The sequence below is a fragment of the Streptomyces sp. NPDC058964 genome (genome assembly GCF_042741275.1).
Taxonomy (GTDB): domain Bacteria; phylum Actinomycetota; class Actinomycetes; order Streptomycetales; family Streptomycetaceae; genus Streptomyces.
The window spans coordinates 564-18,388 of sequence record NZ_JBHYKH010000139.1 but is presented as its reverse complement, the minus strand read 5'-3'; the positions used below and the strand labels follow the sequence as shown (position 1 = coordinate 18,388).

The 17,825-nt window shown below is 70.3% G+C and carries 19 protein-coding genes and 1 pseudogene; 9 read left to right on the top strand and 11 right to left on the bottom strand.

Translation table 11 applies throughout. The features are described 5' to 3' along the window. Positions 1-129 (top strand): annotated as a pseudogene (locus tag ACFW2E_RS19070) (IS5/IS1182 family transposase); the annotation flags it as partial. A 10-nt stretch (positions 130-139) separates the two neighbouring features. Here ACFW2E_RS19070 and ACFW2E_RS19065 read toward each other — a convergent pair. From ACFW2E_RS19065 to ACFW2E_RS19030, 8 genes are read right to left on the bottom strand one after another with little or no spacing between them, the layout of a single operon-like run. Beyond that, entirely contained in the window at positions 140-1,765 is a 1,626-nt protein-coding gene (locus ACFW2E_RS19065) for a transporter (protein ID WP_384467834.1), read from the bottom strand. Positions 1,766-1,770: 5 nt separating this feature from the next. Beyond that, on the bottom strand, positions 1,771-2,151 hold the full coding sequence (locus ACFW2E_RS19060) for a hypothetical protein (RefSeq protein ID WP_384467832.1): 381 nt from the start codon (positions 2,149-2,151) through the stop codon (positions 1,771-1,773). 54 nt (positions 2,152-2,205) lie between these two features. Then, the gene (locus ACFW2E_RS19055) at positions 2,206-3,687 is read right to left on the bottom strand and encodes an aldehyde dehydrogenase (protein WP_384467830.1); all 1,482 of its coding nucleotides are present in this window, start codon (positions 3,685-3,687) and stop codon (positions 2,206-2,208) included. Then, positions 3,687-3,905: a 4-oxalocrotonate tautomerase family protein gene (locus ACFW2E_RS19050; RefSeq protein WP_384467829.1), complete on the bottom strand. Its 219-nt coding sequence runs from the start codon at positions 3,903-3,905 to the stop codon at positions 3,687-3,689. The genes ACFW2E_RS19055 and ACFW2E_RS19050 overlap by 1 nt, the downstream gene beginning before the upstream one ends. Position 3,906: 1 nt before the next feature. Continuing rightward, positions 3,907-4,686, bottom strand: coding sequence for a 2-keto-4-pentenoate hydratase (locus tag ACFW2E_RS19045; RefSeq protein WP_384467827.1), 780 nt, complete (start codon positions 4,684-4,686; stop codon positions 3,907-3,909). Further along, positions 4,683-5,738 carry a 4-hydroxy-2-oxovalerate aldolase gene (gene dmpG / locus ACFW2E_RS19040; RefSeq protein ID WP_384467825.1) on the bottom strand — a complete coding sequence of 352 codons (1,056 nt, stop codon included), beginning with the start codon at positions 5,736-5,738 and terminating at the stop codon, positions 4,683-4,685. Before dmpG ends, ACFW2E_RS19045 begins: the two co-directional genes overlap by 4 nt. Further along, complete coding sequence (locus tag ACFW2E_RS19035) at positions 5,735-6,640, bottom strand: acetaldehyde dehydrogenase (acetylating) (protein WP_384467823.1); 906 nt, start codon at positions 6,638-6,640, stop codon at positions 5,735-5,737. The genes dmpG and ACFW2E_RS19035 overlap by 4 nt, the downstream gene beginning before the upstream one ends. Further along, the gene (locus tag ACFW2E_RS19030) at positions 6,637-7,431 is read right to left on the bottom strand and encodes a 2-keto-4-pentenoate hydratase (RefSeq protein WP_384467821.1); all 795 of its coding nucleotides are present in this window, start codon (positions 7,429-7,431) and stop codon (positions 6,637-6,639) included. Before ACFW2E_RS19030 ends, ACFW2E_RS19035 begins: the two co-directional genes overlap by 4 nt. A gap of 287 nt (positions 7,432-7,718) precedes the next feature. Here ACFW2E_RS19030 and ACFW2E_RS19025 point away from each other — a divergent pair, with 287 nt between their 5' ends. The 7 genes from ACFW2E_RS19025 to ACFW2E_RS18995 all read left to right on the top strand — a co-directional run bounded on the left by ACFW2E_RS19025 (position 7,719) and on the right by ACFW2E_RS18995 (position 13,507). After that, complete coding sequence (locus ACFW2E_RS19025; protein ID WP_384467819.1) at positions 7,719-8,657, top strand: fumarylacetoacetate hydrolase family protein; 939 nt, start codon at positions 7,719-7,721, stop codon at positions 8,655-8,657. Then, entirely contained in the window at positions 8,654-9,850 is a 1,197-nt protein-coding gene (locus ACFW2E_RS19020; protein WP_384467817.1) for an NADH:flavin oxidoreductase, read from the top strand. The genes ACFW2E_RS19025 and ACFW2E_RS19020 overlap by 4 nt, the downstream gene beginning before the upstream one ends. Then, positions 9,847-10,746, top strand: a complete 900-nt coding sequence (locus tag ACFW2E_RS19015) for a VOC family protein (protein WP_384467815.1) — start codon at positions 9,847-9,849, stop codon at positions 10,744-10,746. Before ACFW2E_RS19020 ends, ACFW2E_RS19015 begins: the two co-directional genes overlap by 4 nt. 176 nt (positions 10,747-10,922) lie before the next feature. Then, positions 10,923-11,384, top strand: coding sequence for an SRPBCC family protein (locus tag ACFW2E_RS19010; RefSeq protein WP_384467813.1), 462 nt, complete (start codon positions 10,923-10,925; stop codon positions 11,382-11,384). A gap of 46 nt (positions 11,385-11,430) precedes the next feature. Next, positions 11,431-11,868: a nuclear transport factor 2 family protein gene (locus ACFW2E_RS19005; RefSeq protein ID WP_384467811.1), complete on the top strand. Its 438-nt coding sequence runs from the start codon at positions 11,431-11,433 to the stop codon at positions 11,866-11,868. After that, entirely contained in the window at positions 11,865-12,560 is a 696-nt protein-coding gene (locus ACFW2E_RS19000; protein ID WP_384467809.1) for a class II aldolase/adducin family protein, read from the top strand. The genes ACFW2E_RS19005 and ACFW2E_RS19000 overlap by 4 nt, the downstream gene beginning before the upstream one ends. Positions 12,561-12,604: 44 nt before the next feature. After that, positions 12,605-13,507 carry a VOC family protein gene (locus ACFW2E_RS18995; RefSeq protein WP_384467808.1) on the top strand — a complete coding sequence of 301 codons (903 nt, stop codon included), beginning with the start codon at positions 12,605-12,607 and terminating at the stop codon, positions 13,505-13,507. Between the two features lie 52 nt (positions 13,508-13,559). Here ACFW2E_RS18995 and ACFW2E_RS18990 read toward each other — a convergent pair whose 3' ends face one another. Together ACFW2E_RS18990 and ACFW2E_RS18985 are read right to left on the bottom strand one after the other, a co-directional pair. Further along, positions 13,560-14,345 (bottom strand): GntR family transcriptional regulator, encoded by a 786-nt coding sequence (locus ACFW2E_RS18990; RefSeq protein ID WP_384467806.1) that lies wholly within the window; start codon positions 14,343-14,345, stop codon positions 13,560-13,562. A gap of 401 nt (positions 14,346-14,746) precedes the next feature. Then, entirely contained in the window at positions 14,747-15,367 is a 621-nt protein-coding gene (locus ACFW2E_RS18985) for an isochorismatase family protein (RefSeq protein ID WP_384467804.1), read from the bottom strand. 455 nt (positions 15,368-15,822) lie between these two features. Here ACFW2E_RS18985 and ACFW2E_RS18980 point away from each other — a divergent pair, with 455 nt between their 5' ends. Beyond that, positions 15,823-16,374 (top strand): MarR family winged helix-turn-helix transcriptional regulator, encoded by a 552-nt coding sequence (locus ACFW2E_RS18980; RefSeq protein WP_384467802.1) that lies wholly within the window; start codon positions 15,823-15,825, stop codon positions 16,372-16,374. Positions 16,375-16,568: 194 nt separating this feature from the next. On the opposite strand, the gene ACFW2E_RS18975 is transcribed toward ACFW2E_RS18980, so the two are convergent. Continuing rightward, positions 16,569-17,648 (bottom strand): AMP-binding protein, encoded by a 1,080-nt coding sequence (locus tag ACFW2E_RS18975; protein WP_384467800.1) that lies wholly within the window; start codon positions 17,646-17,648, stop codon positions 16,569-16,571. Between the last annotated feature and the right edge of the window lie 177 nt (positions 17,649-17,825).

The following is a 17,825-nucleotide window of genomic DNA, read 5'->3' as shown; positions in this document are numbered from 1 at the left end:
CTCGTCGAGCAGGCCATGGCCACCCTCAAGTCCTGGCGGCTCCTTCGCAAGCTCCGGTGCTCGACCACCCGGATCACCTGCCTCGTCCAGGCCGTACTCACCCTGCATTTGGCCAGCTCAGACCGATGATGGAAAGACCTCAGGGTGTTGACTTCCAACCCATCCCCGTTGTGATTTCGAATTCAACGTACCGGAAATCGGACTCCAGGCCCTGTGGAGGGATGACACTGCCAAGCCATCCCAGAAGGAGTCCCACCGGAATGGAGACCAGACCCGGAACCTGGAACGGGTACCAGTCGAAGTGCGCGCCGGGAAACACGGCGAATGGCGTTCCGGAGATCGCGGGTGAGAAAAACGTGAGGAGCGTGCACGTCACCAGCCCTCCGTAGACGGACCAGTACAGGCCCCTGCGGCTGAAACGGTGCCAGAAGAGGGAGTAGACCAGCACCGGGAAGACGCAGGAGGCGGCAACACTCATGGCGAAGGTCGCCAGGAACTCGGTCGGATACAGAAGTGTCACCGCTGACAACGACACGCCCGCTACGCCGACAACTACGGCGGTCATGCGTACCGCTCGCGTTTCCTCCTGTGACGTTCGCCGGCCCTCACCTCGCGCCTGGACATCGCGGACCAGGGAGACGGCGGCCGCAAAGGTCACACTGGCCACGGTCGTCAGCACGGTGAAGAAGATGACGCACCCCACCACGGTGACGAGACCTGTGCGCGCTGTCGAGCCGGGACCGAGCAGGCCGGAGGCCAGCGACACCAATGACGACTCCCCCGATCGGTCGACTGCCGCGGAGGAACTGCCCGCCACAGCCGCGGCGGAGAAGGCCGTCGCGATCAGCAGGAGAACGAATACGGCGATCAGAACTACGGCGATGCTCATGGACCGCCGGGCCGAACGCCCACTGTGAGAGGCGTTGAGACGCAGCATCAGATGCGGCATCGTGGCGGCGCCGAGGATCACTGCGACATGGGTGCCCACCGTGTTGAGCGGTCCGAAGGTCTCGGTGTAGCGCCAGAGACCTGGCCGCAAGTACCGGTTCGGCGCCACGCTCTTCGCCACCGCGGCCGCGAGCACCTCCCCAGGGTCCCACTCGAACTTCCTGAGGCTGAGCAGCGCGAGCGCCGCGAGAACCAGGAGGACCAGGGGCACCTTCACAATGTGCATGAAGCTGGTCGCCCGCAGACCACCGAGCGAAGCGAAGCATGTCACCAGTCCGCCCATCAGGACGGTGCAGACCACTTCCGTCTCCGTCGTAGGCATTCCGATCAGTACTGCGGTGCTCATGCCTGCGGCCCGCAGCTGGACCATCAGAATGGGGATCGTGATCGCGAGTGTGACCAGGCTGGCGGCAGTACGGGGCCCAGGCCCTGAGACGCGCAAGGAGAAGAGGTCGCCGAGCGTGTAACGACCGGTGTTGCGTATCTTCTGTGCCAGGAGCAGCAGCACACCGAGCGCCAGCAGACTGTCCACCGCGAAGGTGAATCCGTCAAAGCCGACCAGCGCGATCAGCCCGGAGGTCCCCAACAGGGTGAGCGCCGAGATGTGCTCGCCGGCCAGGGCGAAGCCGTTGAAGACAGCGGACAGGGACCGATTGGCCAGGTGAAGGCTTTCCGCGGTCTCCTCCTCCCCGGCAGCGAGCGTGAGAAGCCACAGGAAGGACACTCCGATGAAGGCCAGCAAGGCCACGGTCGTGGGCCCCCTCGCGGCCGAGCCGACCGGGTCGAGCGCGCCCACGCTCAACGTGTCCACCGTCATGTGCATCACCACTCGAACCCGTCGCTCGGACGAGCATCCTGCCGCCCGGCGTCGGCGATGTCAGAGGCCAGCGAATGCTCCAGGGCGTCGCATGAACGCGTACAGCGAACCTCGTAGAGACATGCGGTGGTGACGAACAGACCGATCTGCAGAACACCCCACACCAGGCCCAGGGTGAGCCGCCCCTGGACGGGGATCGAGGGAACGTCCGTGAATGAGGACAGCACGATGCCCGCGGCGAACGGGACGCCGTTGACGGCAAGGAGAGCCCGCTGGGCCTGATGCGCGCGTTCGCGGAGGCTCTCGGCACGTTGCAGCAGTTCGGCTTCGCGCCCGTGCCGGGCGGCGGGTTCGGGGACGGCAGTAGCAATGCGGTGGGAGTACACGGAACCCCTTGAGCGGTGAGGGAAGGGACGGAGCCCGGCGTGGGCTGGTGGCGGTTATCGTGCGGATCGTCCCCGGCTGCTTCGAGGCCGGTCCCGATCGGCCGCCGGGTCGATCTGCATCACCACCGCCTTCGGCTCGGTGAAGAACTCCCGGCTGAACGTGCCTCCCTCGCGCCCGATCCCGGAGTCGCCCACGCCGCCGAAGGGGGCCCGCAGGTCCCGCACGAAGAAGCAGTTCACCCAGACCGTGCCCGCCCGCAGCACCGCCGCGACGCGGTGTGCGCGGTGCAGGTTCTCGGTGAACAGCATCGCGTTGAGGCCGTACGGTGTGTCGTTGGCGAGCTCGATCGCCTCGGCCTCGGTGGCGAACGGGATCACGACGACGACGGGACCGAAGATCTCCTCGCGGGCGTGCCGGGCCGTGTGGTCCATGCCGGTGATGACGGTGGGGCGTATCGTCCAGCCGTCGCCCAGGCCACCGGTGCGGAGCGTGCCGCCCTGTTCGGCGATGGTGTCCACATAGCCGGCGACCTTGGCGTGATGCTCGGCAGAGGCCAGCGGGCCGATCTGGACGGCCGGGTCTCTGGGGTCGCCGACGACCAACGCGTCCGCCGCCGCGGCGAACCGCGTGAGGAACTCGTCGTAGACCTCCCGCTGGACGTACAGCCGGGAGCCGGCCAGGCAGACCTGCCCCGAGTTGGTGAAGACGGCGCGGATCGACCACTCCACGGCGCCTGCCAGGTCGGCGTCGGCGAAGACGATGTTCGCTCCCTTGCCGCCGAGTTCGAGGCTGACCGGGGTGAGGTGGCGGGCACCGGCGGTGGCGATGACGCGGCCGGTGCCGGACTCGCCGGTGAAGGTGATCCGGTCCACGGCGGGGTGCTCGGTGAGTGCCTGGCCGGCGGAGTCGGGGCCGTATCCGTGGAGCACGTTGAACACGCCCGGCGGCATGCCCGCTTCCAGGGCCAGCCGCGCCATGAGCGTGGCCGAGACAGGAGTGTCCTCGGCGGGCTTGAGCACCACGGTGTTGCCCCAGGCGAGGGCCGGTGCGACCTTCCAGGACTCCAGCATCATCGGGAAGTTCCACGGTGCGATCGCCGCGACGACCCCGGCCGGGTCGAAGCGGGTGTACGCGTGGTGGCCGGTGTCCATCGGGTAGCTCTCGGAGGTGGAGAGCCTCGCGTGGTCGGCGAAGAAGCGGAAGTTCGCCGCCGTGCGCGGTACGTCGTTGCCCTGTGACTGGGTGATCGGCTTGCCCATGTCCTGGGTGTCCGCCAGAGCGATGTCCTCGGCATGCTCTTCGATCAGGTCCGCCAGGCGGTGCAGGATCCGGCCGCGCTCGGCCGTGCCCATGCGCGGCCAGTGACCGTGGTCGAAGGCTCGGCGTGCCGCGCTCACCGCGCGGTCGGCGTCGGCGCCGTCGCCGAGGGCGGCCTCCGCCCAGGGCCGGCGGGTGTGGGGGTCGGTGGACGAGAAGGTGGCGCCCGAGAGCGAGGCCGCCTCCTCGCCGTCGATCACATGACCGTAGAAATCCATCAGCGCGCCGCTCCCTCGGTCGTGCTCGCCGTTTCCCGCTCGGCGAGGGTGACGTCACCGGCGGCCCAGTGGGTCTTCGGCAGTTCCCTGACGGCCACGCGGACGCTCTGCTGCGGTACGTCCAGCGCTGTGACCACCGCCCTGGTGATCTCGTGGATCAGCGACCGGATCTCCTCCGGTGCCCGTCCGTGGACCATCGTCACTTCGATCAGCGGCATGTCAGCCTCCCGTCAGGTGGAGAGAACCGAGGTGGGTGAAGTGCACCGCGACGGTGGAACCGGGCGGTACGGGTACGGCGTCGGTCATACCGCCGGTCAGCACGATCCAGCCGGGCTCTATCGCCAGGCCCCGGCGGCCGAGGTCGTTGGCGGCCAGGGCCAGGGCCTCGGCGGGATGGCCCTGCACGGCCGCGCCGGTGGCGCTGTCGGCGACCTGGCCGTCGACCTCGACCAGGCAGGCCTCCATCGCCAGGTCCAGCTTCTCGGGCGGCACACCGACCGGGCCGGTGAGGAAGCGGCCTGAGGAGGCGTTGTCGGCGACCACGTCGGGCAGGGTGAAGCGGAAATCGCGGTAGCGGCTGTCGATCACCTCGATGCCGCCGTGCACCGAGCCGACCGCGGCCAGGGCGGTGGCGGCGGTGACGCCGGGGCCGGCCAGCCTGTTCTTCATCACGAACACGATCTCCGGTTCGGCGCGCGGGTGGATCAGCCGCTGCTGCGGGACGGGCGCTCCGGCCGGCAGCAGCATGCCGTCGGTCAGCCAGGCGGTCAGCGGCGCGGCGACGCCCATCCGCTCCTGCTTGGCACGGGAGGTCAGACCGAGCTTCACGCCGACGATGTGCTCGCCGCGGTCGAGCCGGCGGCGCAGTGTCTCGTCCTGCACCCTGTAGGCGGTGTCCAGGCCGAGTCCGGGCCACTCGTCGGTGATCGGGCCGCGCTCGGTACGGTTGTCCTCGGCCTCCAGCAAGACGGTGGCGGCGCGGGCGATGTCCCAGCTCATCGGCCGGCCCCCGCCTTCTCGCGCTCCTCGGCCAGCCTCAGCGCGATGTCGATGATCATGTCCTCCTGGCCTCCGACGTAGCCGGCCTCGCCGACCTGCTGGAGGATGTCGTGGGCGGGAACGCCGTAGCGTTCCGCGGCCCGTTCGGCGTGCAGCAGGAAGCTGGAGTACACGCCCGCATAGCCCTGCACGATCGAGGAGCGGTCCATCCACGGCAGCCGGGGGATGAACGGCTTGACCACGTCCTGCGCGGCGGCCAGGGCGAGGCCGACGTCCAGGCCGGTGGGGATGCCCAGGCGTTCAAAGGTGGCCGCGAGCACCTCGGTGGGCGCGTTTCCGGCGCCGGCGCCGAGCGCGCACAGGGCGCCGTCGATCTGCCGGGCGCCGCCCTGGTAGGCGAGCACCGAGTTGGCGACGCCGAGGGAGAGGTTCTGGTGGCCGTGGAAGCCGACCTGGGCCTCGTGTCCGATCTCCCCCACGAGGGCCTGGACCCGGGCCTGTGCGCCGCTCAGGACCAGGGCCCCGGCCGAGTCGACGACGTAGACGCACTGGGCGCCGGCGTCGACCATGATCCGTGCCTGCGCGGCGAGTTCTGCCGGGTCGCTGCGGTGCGAGAGCATCAGGAAGCCGACGGTCTCCATCCCGAGCTCGCGCGCGGCGGTGAAGTGCTGGACGGAGGTGTCGGCCTCGGTGCAGTGGGTGGCGATGCGGGCCACACCCGCGCCGGCGGCGTGGGCGCGCTTGAGGTCGGTGACCGTGCCGACGCCGGGCAGCAGCAGTACGGCGATCTTCGCCCGGGCGGCCTCGTCGACGGCGGCCTCGATCAGCTGGATCTCGTCCACCTTGGAGAAGCCGTAGTTGAAGCTGGAGCCGCCGAGGCCGTCGCCGTGGGCCACCTCGATGACCTCGACGCCCGCCTGGTCGAGGGCGTGTACGACGCCGCGCACCTGTTCCTCGGTGAACTGGTGCCGCATGGCGTGCGAGCCGTCCCTGAGAGTGGAGTCGGTGATCCGCAACCTGGGCGGCTGCTGGTCGTGGGCGAGAGTGGTCATGAGGTCACCGCCGTGGTCCGGGCGTCCGCCAGCAGCTCGCCGACGCGAGCGGCCGCGGCCGTCATGATGTCGAGGTTTCCTGCCCAGGGCGGCAGGTAGTCGCCCCGGCCGCGCACTTCGAGGAAGACGGCCACCCGGGCCTGCCCCTTCCATTCGGGGCGCGGGTCGTCGAACTGGGGGTCCGCCCGCAGCGTGTAGCCCGGGACGTACGCGGCCACTTCGTGGGCCATGCGCACTATCGACTCGCTGACGGCGTCCCGGTCGGCGTCCGCCGGGACGGCGCAGAACACGGTGTCGCGCATGATCATCGGTGGGTCGACGGGGTTGAGGATGATGACCGCCTTGCCCTTGCGGGCGCCACCGACCCGCTCGATGGCGCGCGAGGTGGTCTCGGTGAACTCGTCGATGTTCGCGCGGGTTCCGGGGCCGGCCGACCGGGAGGCGATCGACGCGACGATCTCCGCGTACTCGACCGGGACCACGCGGGAGACCGCATGCACGATCGGAATGGTGGCCTGCCCGCCACAGGTGATCATGTTGATGTTGGGGGCGTCCAGGTGCTGCTCCAGGTTCACCGGCGGGCAGACCGGCGGGCCGACGGCCGCCGGGGTCAGGTCGATCGCCTGGATGCCCGCTGCGGCGTAGCGCGGCGCGTTCGCGAGGTGCGCCTTCGCGGAGGTCGCCTCGAACACCAACTGCGGCGGCTCGGCACGGGACAGCAGCCAGTCCACTCCCTCCGTGGACGTCTCCAGACCCAGGTCGCGGGCCCGGGCCAGCCCGTCTGATGCCGGGTCGACGCCGACCATGTAGCGGACCTCGACCGTCGGGCTGTGCAACAGCTTGGCGAGCAGGTCGGTGCCGATGTTGCCGGGTCCGACGATGGCCGCGGTCACCTTGCTCATGAACTCTCCTCGGTGAAGCGTGCCGTGACGCTGCCGATCCCGGCGAAGGCGGCGGTGACGGTGTCCCCCGCGCCGACGGGGACCGAGGCGGTGATGGAGCCCGGCAACACGACGTGACCCGCCTCCAGGACGACACCGCGTGCGCCGACGGTGTTGGCCAGCCAGACCAGTGACGTCAGCGGCGAGCCGAGCACCGCGCCGCTCGCCCCGGTGCCGACCAGGTCGCCGTTGCGGTGCAGCGTGCACCCGGCGAGGCGGAGATCGACGTCCGCCAGCCGGGCCGGGGTGCTGCCCAGCACGACGCCCCCGCAGGAGGCGTTGTCCGCGATGGTGTCGAGGATCCCGATACGCCAGTCACGGATACGTGAGTCGATCACTTCCAGCGCCGGCAGCACGAAGTCCACGGCCGCGACCGCCTCCGCGACCGTGACCCCCGGTCCGGCCAGGGGACGCCTGAGCACGAAGGCGATCTCGGGCTCGACCCGCGGCTGCAGGAACCGGGAGGTCGGCAAGGGAGCGTTCTCCAGCCAGAACATGTCGTCCAGCAGGTGGCCGTAGTCCGGCTGGTCCACGCCCAACTGCCGCTGCATGGCGGGGGACGACAGGCCGACCTTGTGGCCCTTGATGCGAGCACCGCCGGCGACGCGGCGGCTGATCTGCAGCAGCTGGATCTCGTAGGCGTCCGCGAGCGTCAAGCCTTGGTACGTGTCCACGAGCGGCTCGACCGGGACCCGGCTGGCGTGAGCGGCGAGGAGGGCGTCCGCCGCCTCGGCCAGGGGCGCTGCGGTCATGAGGGCCCCCGCTCTGCCTGTCCCGCCGGGGGTGCGGCGACATCCGTCATGACGATCTCCGATCGGGTCGTTGCGGGTCGAGTGCGCTGCCTGCAGCGTCCAGGCAGGCAGCACCTCCAAACTGTGTACACTTTCGACCGGCGAAGTCAATACTTGGTCGACCTATTGACCGGTGGGGAAACTGTATGCAGTCTGTCGGCAAGCCATCATCATCGAGCCGACTTCCACACTTCAGCCCGCCGCTCCCGAAATCATGGCGCGGCAAACAATCGATGCCTGGAGTTCGCATGTCCGTATGGAACCTGGTGACCTGCTGTCCGCAGGCCCCGGGAGCCACGCCGTTCGTCGCCGCCGCCGACACCGAGGGACGGGTACGGCGCCACCCGGCACTGGCGCGGTATCCCGACGTGGGGGCGGCGCTGCAGGACTGGGCGGAGCTGGAGCCGGTCCTGCGCGCCTGGCGGCCCGCCGAGGGTGACCCCGTCGAAGCCGTACGCCTGCTGCCGCCTCTGCCGCGGCCGGGCAAGCTGGTCTTCGCCGGCGCCAACTACCACGACCACCTGCGGGAGATGGGCGTCGGAAAGGTGCCGGACGGCATGGAGCCGTACTTCTTCTTGCTCCCGCCCACGGCGATCGCCGGACCTGAAGCGGCGGTTTTCATCCCCGGCGCCCCTGAGGCCCGCGTGGACTGGGAGGCCGAACTCGGCGTGGTGATCGGACGACGGGCCCGCCGGGTGCCGGTGGAGCGGGCGCTGGAGGCGGTCGCGGGCTACACCATCGTCAACGACATCTCGGCGCGCGGCATGCACGCTCGGCCGAACCCGTTGGCGCCCCCGTTCGCCTACGACTGGCTCGCTTCCAAGGGGCGCGACACCTTCACACCGATCGGTCCCGGCGTGACGCCGTCCTGGTTCGTCCCCGATCCGCAGGCGCTGCCCATCCGGCTGTGGCGCAACGACGTGCTGGAACAGGACGGGAACACCGAGAACATGATCTTCACCGTGGCGCGGCTCGTCTCGGCCGCCAGCATGCTGATGACCCTGGAGCCGGGCGATCTGATCGCCACCGGTACCCCGGCCGGCGTCGGCGCCGCCAAGGGCGTCGCGCTCAGGGACGGCGACCGGCTGCGCATCCGGATCGAACCGATCGGCGTGCTCCGCAACGACGTACGGCTGGCCGAGCCCCCTCACGCCTTCGCGCACACGAGCACCACGGAGCAGAAATGACCCCCACCGCGGACTCGAGCCGCACGGCCGACACAGCCGATCTCGCGCCGCTGTTCACGCCGCTGCGCCTCGGCGGGCGTACGGCCCGCAACCGAATCGTGCAGGCACCGATGTCCGTCGGCTACGCCAACCCGGACGGCACCGTGGCCGACCGCGAGGTCGAGCACTACGCCCGCCGCGCCCGGGGCGGCGCCGGCGTGGTGATCACGGAGAACTTCGCGATCAGTGTCGCGGGCCGGCAGATGCCGCTGCAGACGCTGGTGAGCGACGAGGAGCAGCTGCCCGGGCTGAAGCGGCTGGCCTCCGAGATCCGCGTGCACGGTGCCCTGGCGATCGCGCAGATCGTGCACGCCGGCCGGTACGCGGGGCCCTGGGAGGAGTACGAGCGCCGCCCCCGCCTCGCCGCGTCCGCGATCCCCTTCGAGCTCACGCCGGGCCGGGTGGTCACCCCGCAGGAGATCACCCCGGAGGAGATCGAGGAGACCATCGACGCCTTCGTCCGGGCCGCCGACCGGTGCAGACGCGCCGGGTTCGACGGTGTGGACATCCACATGGCGCAGGGTTTCCTGCTGTCCGGATTCCTCTCTCCCCGTACCAACCGGCGCACCGACCAGTGGGGCGGCGACTTCGAAGGGCGCACCCGGCTCCCACTGGAGGTGGTGCGCTGGGTCACCGCGGGCACAGGTGCGGACTTCGCGGTCGGCGTGCACCTGCTCAGCGACGAGCGCGTGGAGGGCGGCTGGAGCCTTGCGGACGCCGTGCGGCTCGCTCCCCTGCTCCAGGACGCGGGCGCCGCCTTCCTGTTCGCGGTCCCGGCCACGTTCGAGACCATGCGCCTGCCCCACAACGCGGACGTACTCGGCGAGCCGGGCTACTCGCTCCGCGACACGGAAGCGCTGCAACGCGCGGTGCGGATCCCCGTGGTGGCCAACGGCGGCCTGGGCGACCCCAGGATGGCGGCGCGGGTTCTCCGGTCCGGGCAGGCGCAGGCGGTGGGCCTGGCCCGGCCGCTCTTCGCGGATCCCGACTGGCCGCGCAAGGTGCAGGCCGGCGCCGTCGACACCCTGCGCACCTGTCGCTGCGAGACATCGCTGTGCCTGCGCACGCAGCTGACCGGTTCGCTCTGCGAACGCTGGCCGGACAGCGTGCGGGCGCGCGGCTACCTCGGCTACGACGAAGGGACCACCCCGTGATCACACTGACAGACATCGCCTACGTGCGCTCGGGCGTCGAGGACCTGGAAGGCGCCGTCCGGTTCGCCAGTGACATCGTCGGCCTTGAAGTGCTCGACTTCGACGAGCCCGGAGTGGCGCACCTGCGCGCCGATCCCCGGGGCCACTGCCTCACCTTCGTCCAGGGGCGCTCCGGCGTCATCTCCTCCGGCTTCACCGTCGCCGGGCGCGAGGCCCTGGCCGCCGCGGAGAGCGAACTGGAGAAGCAGGGCCTCCGGGTCGAACGCGGCGATCGGGCGGGGGCACGCTCTCGCGGGGTGTCCGATTACATCGGCTTCGACGATCCCTTCGGCAACCGCATAGAACTGGCCGCGGCGCAGTACCGTTCCGCCGAGCCGGTACGGCCGGCCCGCGACTCCGGGATCACCGAGTTCGGACACCTGTGCCTGGACGCACCCGATGTGCACGCGGCCCACCGGTTCTGGTCCACGACGTTCAACGCGCGCGTGTCGGACTGGGTCGGCGACCGCGCATGTCTGATGCGCATCGACCCCGTCCATCACAAACTCGCCGTGTTCCAGGGCGCGGAAGCCGGCCTCTGTCACATCAACTTCCAGGTCGACTCCCTCGACACGCTGATGCGCAACTGGCACTTCCTGACCGACCGGGGCGTGGAGATCGTCATGGGACCGGGACGGCACCCCACCTCCGGCTCGGTTTTCCTCTACTTCCGCGGCCCCGAGAATCTCACCTACGAATACGCCGTCGGCGGGCAGCCCATCGAGGACGACACGGCGTGGATCCCGCGCGTATTCGACCCCGGGCAGCCCTCGTCGCTCGACATGTGGCGCGGGCCGGTGGCGCCCACGACCCGGCAGCGTCAGCTGCCCCATGCGGTGCGCACAGCGGCCTCGTGACCGCGCGGCCCGCGGACAACCCGCACCCAGGCCGACAGTAGCGCCTGCCCCACAGACCACCCTCACCAGGCCGGCAGCACCGCCGTGCCTGCAGACACCCGCACCAGGCCGGCAGCACCGCCGTGCCTGCAGACACCCGCACCAGGCCGGCAGCACCGCCGGCCGGAGGAGAAAAGATGATCTTCGTGACTCACGTCGTGCCCGTCAACGAGCCCGGCGAGCCCCGACTGGACCGCGCCGCCGTGTGGGAGGGACTGGTACTCAAGGCCAACAACGCCCTGCCGTTCGTTCCCTCGATGAGCCACTGCACCGTCGTCGAGCGCCACGGCGACACCTCCTTCGACCGCGACATCCGCTACCGGGGCGTGGACTTCCGTGAGCGGATCACGCTCGAAGAGCCGCATCGCGTGGTGTTCACCCGGCTGTCGGGCCCGGTGCTCGGCACCATCGCCAACGAGATCGAGGGCGAGGGCGACGACCTGCGACTGCGCTTCACCTTCGCCCTGGTCCAAGCCGGCGTCCCCGGCGGCTCCGAGGCCGAGGCGACAAGCGCCGCGACGATGACCGGTGACTACCTCCAGGCCCTCACCGCGACCCGCGACGCCATGCGCCGCCGCTCCGCGACCGACGCCGCCTGACCTGAGGCGTGCGGCGGAACCACCGACACGGACGAAAGGAACACAGATGCCCGACATGCCCGACTGGATCGGCTGGACCGACTCCTTCTACGCCGACATCGACGCACAGCTGATCGAGCGCGTCCTCGACCGCTTCGCCCCGGACGGGGAGATGGTGTTCGGCAACAACCCGCCCGCAGTCGGGCATGTCGCGATACGTGAAGTGCTGGACAACCTGCGCGCGGCACTCTCCGCGATACGGCACGAGTGGCGCAACTGCTGGCAGGCGGACGACCGGGGAACCGTGCTGTTCGAAGCCCGCGTCCACTACACCACGCGCGGCGGCACCGAGCTGACGCTCCCCTGCGTCACGGTCATCGCGCGCGCCCCGTCGGGTGCGGTCACCTCGCTGCGGATCCACCTCGACCCCGCTCCGCTGTTCGCGGCACTCACCGAGGAGTCGGCCGCCGCGCCGCCCGAGGACGCCGACGGGCTCGCGGCATGAGCGGGCGGACGGCGGCCGCGCCGTCCGTCGGCACCCTGCCCGCGGAGGTGGCCGATGCGGCACGCACCCTCGCCGCACTGGGCCTGGTCTCGGCGTTCGGGCATGTGTCGGCACGGCACGGCGACCGCATGCTGATCACACCCCCGATCGATCTCGCCGAGGCCACCGCCGACACTCTCCAGGACATCCCGCTGGACTCGACGGCGTTGCCCCCGCACGCGCCGGGCGAGGCGTGGGCGCACCTGGCCGTCTACCGGGCACGACCCGACGTACGTGCCGTCGCCCGCGCCACCCCGGAATCGGCTTTCGCAGCCGGTGCGGTGGCTTCCGGCACCATCCCGCCCCTGCACGGACAGGGCGCCCTGCTCGGCGATGCCGTACCCGTCCACGACGACGCACGGCTCATGCGCTCGGCCGGCATCGCCGAGGGCGCCGCCCGCGCGCTGGGCCACGCCGACGCAGTCGTCCTGCGCGGCAACGGCGCCCTCGCCACCGGCGGCACCCCCGGCCACGCGGTAGCCCGCATGTGGCTGCTCGAGACCACCTGCCGACTGCACCTCGCGGCCCGACAGGCCGGAGCGGTCCATGCCCTCGCAAGCGAAGAGATCACGTCCTGGCGGGCTGCCGGCCCGCCCCTGCTCGACCGGCTCTGGGCACACCTGCGAAGTCCCGGCGGTTCGCCACCACGGTGACCGACGAGATCCTCCGTGACCCACGACCGACAAAGGAAAGCACCATGCGCATCAGCGGACTTCTCCACTACGGCCTCGAACTGCCCGACCTGACTCAGGGCAGGGACTTCTACACCGACTTCGGACTGGCCGTCGACGAACGCGACAACAGGCTGGTCGTCCGCTGCGACGGCCGCGCCCAGGACCAGACGCTGCTCGTCGAGGGACGCGACAAGCGTCTGCACCACGTCGCCTTCGCGGCGCCGGACGGTTCCCTGCCCGAGCTGCAGCGTCACCTCGAGTCTCTCGGCATCCCACTGCAGGACACCCCGGCCGGCGGCCCTGAAGGCGGCCTGTGGTTCAGCGACCCCGACGGCAACGCGGTCAACGTGCGGGAACAGGAACTCGCCGCGCCGCGCCCGGTGGAACCCGTCAAGCAGAACGTGGCCGGTGACTACCGGCGAGTTGACGAGCCCGTCTGGCTCAAGGCGGACACGGTGCCGCGCCCCCGTCGGCTCGGTCACATGCTGATCTTCTCCTCGGACGTGAACCGCTCGCAGGACTTCTACGAGCGCGCCCTCGGCCTGAGAGTGTCCGACCGGATCACTGGCAAGGTCGTCTTCATGAACCCCGGCCCCGGCGACCACCACGTCTTCGGCTTCATCCAGAGCAGCCACCCCGGCCTGCACCACTCCAGCTGGGAGGTCTCGGGCCTCGACGAACTGGCGATGGGCGCCCGCGTCATGGCGGACAAGGGCCACAGCGTCGGCTGGGGCCTGGGCCGGCACACCCTGGGCTCCAACCTGTTCCACTATGTCCGGGACCCCTGGGGCAGTTGGATCGAGTACTTCTCCGACATCGACCAGATCACCGAGGACTGGAAAGGGCAGGACTGGGACGTCCCGCCCGCGGTGTGGTGCCCCCTGATGCCGGAGCAGTTCTTGCAGAACGTCGAGCCGAAGCCGTAGTCGACAGGGGTGTGCGGGGCCTCGGTTTCTTCCACGGGGCCCCGCACATCTGTCACCGAAGACCGCGTGCGGGTCGGCTGCGACCCCAGGGCGACGGACCGGCACTGACCAGGGCCATCGCCCTGGGCACGGCCTCCGGCTCGTAGTCCGGTGCCTGCTCCGCGAGCACCCTCAGCGCAGTCCGCTCCAGGTGATGAGCCAGTCTGGACACCGCGGCATCACGGTCGCCGGCCGTCACCGCATCCAGGATCGCGGGATGCTCGGTGTCGCCCGCTTCGGACCAGCTTTCGGGGTCGAGCCGCTGGGTGATACGGATGTAACGCACGCTGCGGTCGGCCAGGGCCTCCAGTTGGCGCCGCAGCGGCTCACCCGCCCCGGCGGTGAGAAGGCGGTGGTATTCACGGTGTGCGGCGAACCAGACCTCGCCGTCCTTCGCGCGGGCGGCGCGGCGCATCGCCGTCAGCTGCGCCTTGGCCTCTCGTTCCGCCCGGGTGCCGAAGCCGTCCAGTGTCATGGTCAGGGCCAGGCACTCCAGCGTGATGCGCATCGCGTAGTCGGCGTCCAGCGCACTCGGATCGAGGCTCGCCACCCGCATCCTCTGGTTGGGTTCGGCCTCGACGAACCCCTCTTCCTGAAGCATGCGCAACGCCTCCCGCACCGGGGTGCGGCTCACCCCAAGCTGGCGTCCGAGCGCCACCTGCGACAGCACGGTGCCCGGCGCCAGCCGACCGTCGAGGATGCACTCCCGCAGCAGGGCGTGCAGCGGTCCGACCGACTGGCGGATGCCGGTCAGGTTCAGCGGCTCGATGCCGTCGATGACGATGATCGGTTGAGGCATGCCCTCCAGTATGGCGTATCTGCATACACATTCAGCTGCGGCCGGGTTATTTCGCGACCGGTTCCTCGGGCAGGTACGGCGGCCGGGCACTGCCCGAAGGACACGGCCTCCGGTTGGCCGCACGGCCAGTGCTGCCGGGGAGGTTCCGCAGTGGCTCGGCGGGTTCCCACAGCGGCGCACGGCGCCCCAGAGGCAGGGGGAGAATGCCACGCTGTACCACCGGTCGCGGCCACCAGGACGGTTCGCCACCGAGGGGGTCGTTGCCGATCACGTCGAAGAGCGAGGACGTCGGGTCAGGTGACTTCCGCCGTGACCGCGAACGCGACCATCGCCTTCAGTCGAGCTCCTGTTCGGTGGACGACCAGCCGGTGGCGGGGATCGGGGGCGACGTCATGGAGGACTTACGAACCGACCGGACCCTCGGAACGTTGGCAGCAAAGTGAGAAGTGTGACGGAGTGACGAACGGGACGATCCTTCCGTCACGCTCACCGGTCCGGGCATGGACGAGCTCGGCCACGATCCGGGCGGTTGAGGTGATGTCGGCACCCGCCCTGCCCATACGACGGAGGGCGAAGTCTTCCCCGGACTTCGGCGGGGAGCCGCCCGCGTCGGCGACGACCTGGACCTCGTACCCCAGGCACAGTGCCGTCAGTGTGAGATGGACGGTGCAGACCTCGTTGCCGACGCCCGCGATGATCAGCTTCCTCCGCCCGGTCTCCCCCACGACGGAGGCGAAGTCCCCTTCGTCCATGACATGGACGGCACGCTGACGCTTGATGGGCGACCCGAACCTGCCGGGGGCGGCCTCCTCCGGTGCGGCCGGCCGCGGGCCCAGGGCGTTCGCGTCGATGGAGGAGGCGAAGAGCAAGGGGATGCCATTGCCCTTGGCGGTCTTGGCGAGAGCCAAGGCGTTGGCCTCCATCCGGTCGAAGGGGATGGAACGGGCCCACCCCACGGCGCCCACCTGGTGGTCGATGAGCAGCATCGCCGTGTCGTCGGCAGTGAAAGACGGTGCGGACACGAGGGGGACCTCTCTTCCGGGCCGGTCAGAGGACCGGCCCGCAGTTATTTGGCTGACCAATTATCGCACATTCAGGGTCCATGGATCGGCCACGATCACACCCCGGAAGCCCATTGCGCGAAGACGATCCCGACCGGCTGCCCGACGGGCAGATCGAGAGCGGTCGTGGCCCTCACAGGCGTCGCGGGCGGACCTGACGACGCCGACCCGAGGGCGAACATCACCCGTCGGCGCGCGGGGCGAACAGGGGCCACATGGAACAAGCCAGCAGTCGGGCCGAACTTGGGTGGCGGCGAAGCCCGGACCGCCCGAGAGTGCGGCATATCGGCCGGTCCCCCCGACCCCGGACCGACAGGAGCGCCGAACAGCACCGGCGGGGTCTCGACCCACTCCGCGGGTCGGGCCGTGCGGCACACCACACCATTGGTCGACCAATCGGAAGGGGATGAAATAATGTGTCGACCAACGACTCGCCCGCCCTCCATGGAGGAACATCCACCATGCCGCCAGCGTCCGAATCGATCCGGAGCAAGGACGACGCGGTACCGACCGTCGCCGACGCCCCGATGAGCGAGGCGCTCTTCCGCGCTGCCCGTGTGCACCGGATCATGGCGGCCAACCTGCTGCGTGATACGGGCCTGTACCCTGGGCAGGAAGTGCTGATGATGCAGCTCTGGGCGCAGGGTGAACAGCGCCAGGCCGATCTGATCAAGACGCTGGCTCTGGATCCCTCCACCGTCACCAAAATGCTGCAGCGCCTCGAGCAGTCCGGATTCGTCACCCGCAGCCCCTCTCCGCACGACCGGCGGGCAGCCGTGGTGAAGCCCACGCGGGCCGGCCTGGCCCTGCGAGACCGGGTCCAACAGGCTTGGCGGGACCTGGAGGCGATCACGGCCGCGGGGTTCACGCAGGAGGAGTACGAGCAGGCGATGCGCGTCCTGACCCGGATCGAGACCAATCTCAACCGCACGCCGTCCGCGGACGGTGAGCCCTCGGCTTCGTCGTGACCGCCGCGCGGCCGGTCGCCCGAGCCGCTCAGGCGGATCACCTGTCCGGCGTGCGGTTTCGGCGGCACTCTTCATCGCTCACGGCCGCGGACCCATCCCCGTGAGAGGGGCGGACCGGGGCACGGGCATCAGCAACCGGCTCCGTCGCCAGCGTGGCCGGCCGACGGCCTGCTGGGGCCGGGCCTGTCGCCCCGTCAGTTCGGCGGCAGCACGATCTCACGCTTGAGGATCTTTCCGGTGGCTCCCTTGGGGAGGGCATCGACGATCCGGACCACGCGAGGGTACTTGTAGGCGGCGACGCGGGACTTGACGAACTCGCGGAGTTCACCGGCCGCTGCCCCGCTGCCGGGCTTGAGGGTGACTACGGCGGCGACCTCGTCACCGTGTACGGCGTGCGGAACGGCGATGACGGCAGCCTCGGCCACGGCCGGGTGCTCGTAGAGAACCTCCTCGACCTCCCGCGGGTAGACGTTGAATCCGCCGCGAATGATGAGGTCCTTCTTCCGGTCCACGATCCGGAAACACCCGTCGCGGTCGCGCACGCCGATGTCGCCGGTGCGGAGCCAGCCGTCCGGGACGGCCTCGGCGGTGGCCTGGGGGTTGCGCCAGTAGCCCTTCATGACGTTGTGCCCGCGGATGACGATCTCGCCGGGGGTGCCGTCGGGCACCTCGGCGCCGTCCGGGTCGAGCACCCGCATCTCGACACCGTCGACCGGGGTACCGATGGAGCCGGGGCGACGGGGGCGGTCGGGGTGGTTGAAGCAGGCGACCGGGGATGTCTCGGACAGGCCGTAGCCTTCGAGGATCACGCAGTCGAAGGCCGTTTCGAAGGCGTGCAGGATCTCCACCGGGAGTGAGGCTCCGCCGGAGACGCACACCCGCAGTGAGGCGGTGTCCGCTTGGCTCGCCGCGGCGAGCAGGGCGCCGTACATCGTCGGGACGCCGAGGAACGCGGTGACCCGGTCCCGTTCGATGATCTCCAGGGCCCTGGCCGCGTCGAAGCGGGGCAGCAGGGTCAGGCAGGCACCGGCGGCGACAGCACAGTTGAGGCCGACGACCTGGCCGAAGGCGTGGAAGAGCGGCAGGCCGCCGAAGACAACGTCCTGTGCGGTGAGTTGAAGGAGTGTGGTGCCGGTGACCGCGGTGTTTCGCGCCAGGTTGTCGTGGGTGAGCTCGGCACCCTTGGGCCGGCCCGTCGTGCCGGAGGTGTAGAGGATCACCGCCGTGTCGGAGGGCTTCCGGGAGGCCACCTCCCACACCGGGTCGTGGGACACCACCAGCTCTTCGAACCCGTCTGGGGGGGCGGCGACCGGGGGCCGGGGCGGGGCGGGGGGGCCCCCCCACTTGGGGGGGGGGCCCCCGCGACTCGTTCCGCAGCTGGCGGTTGCGCCGGATGATCATGTACTCGAGCTCGGACGTCATCTCCGGCGCCGTGTGGTGACGGCGGACGT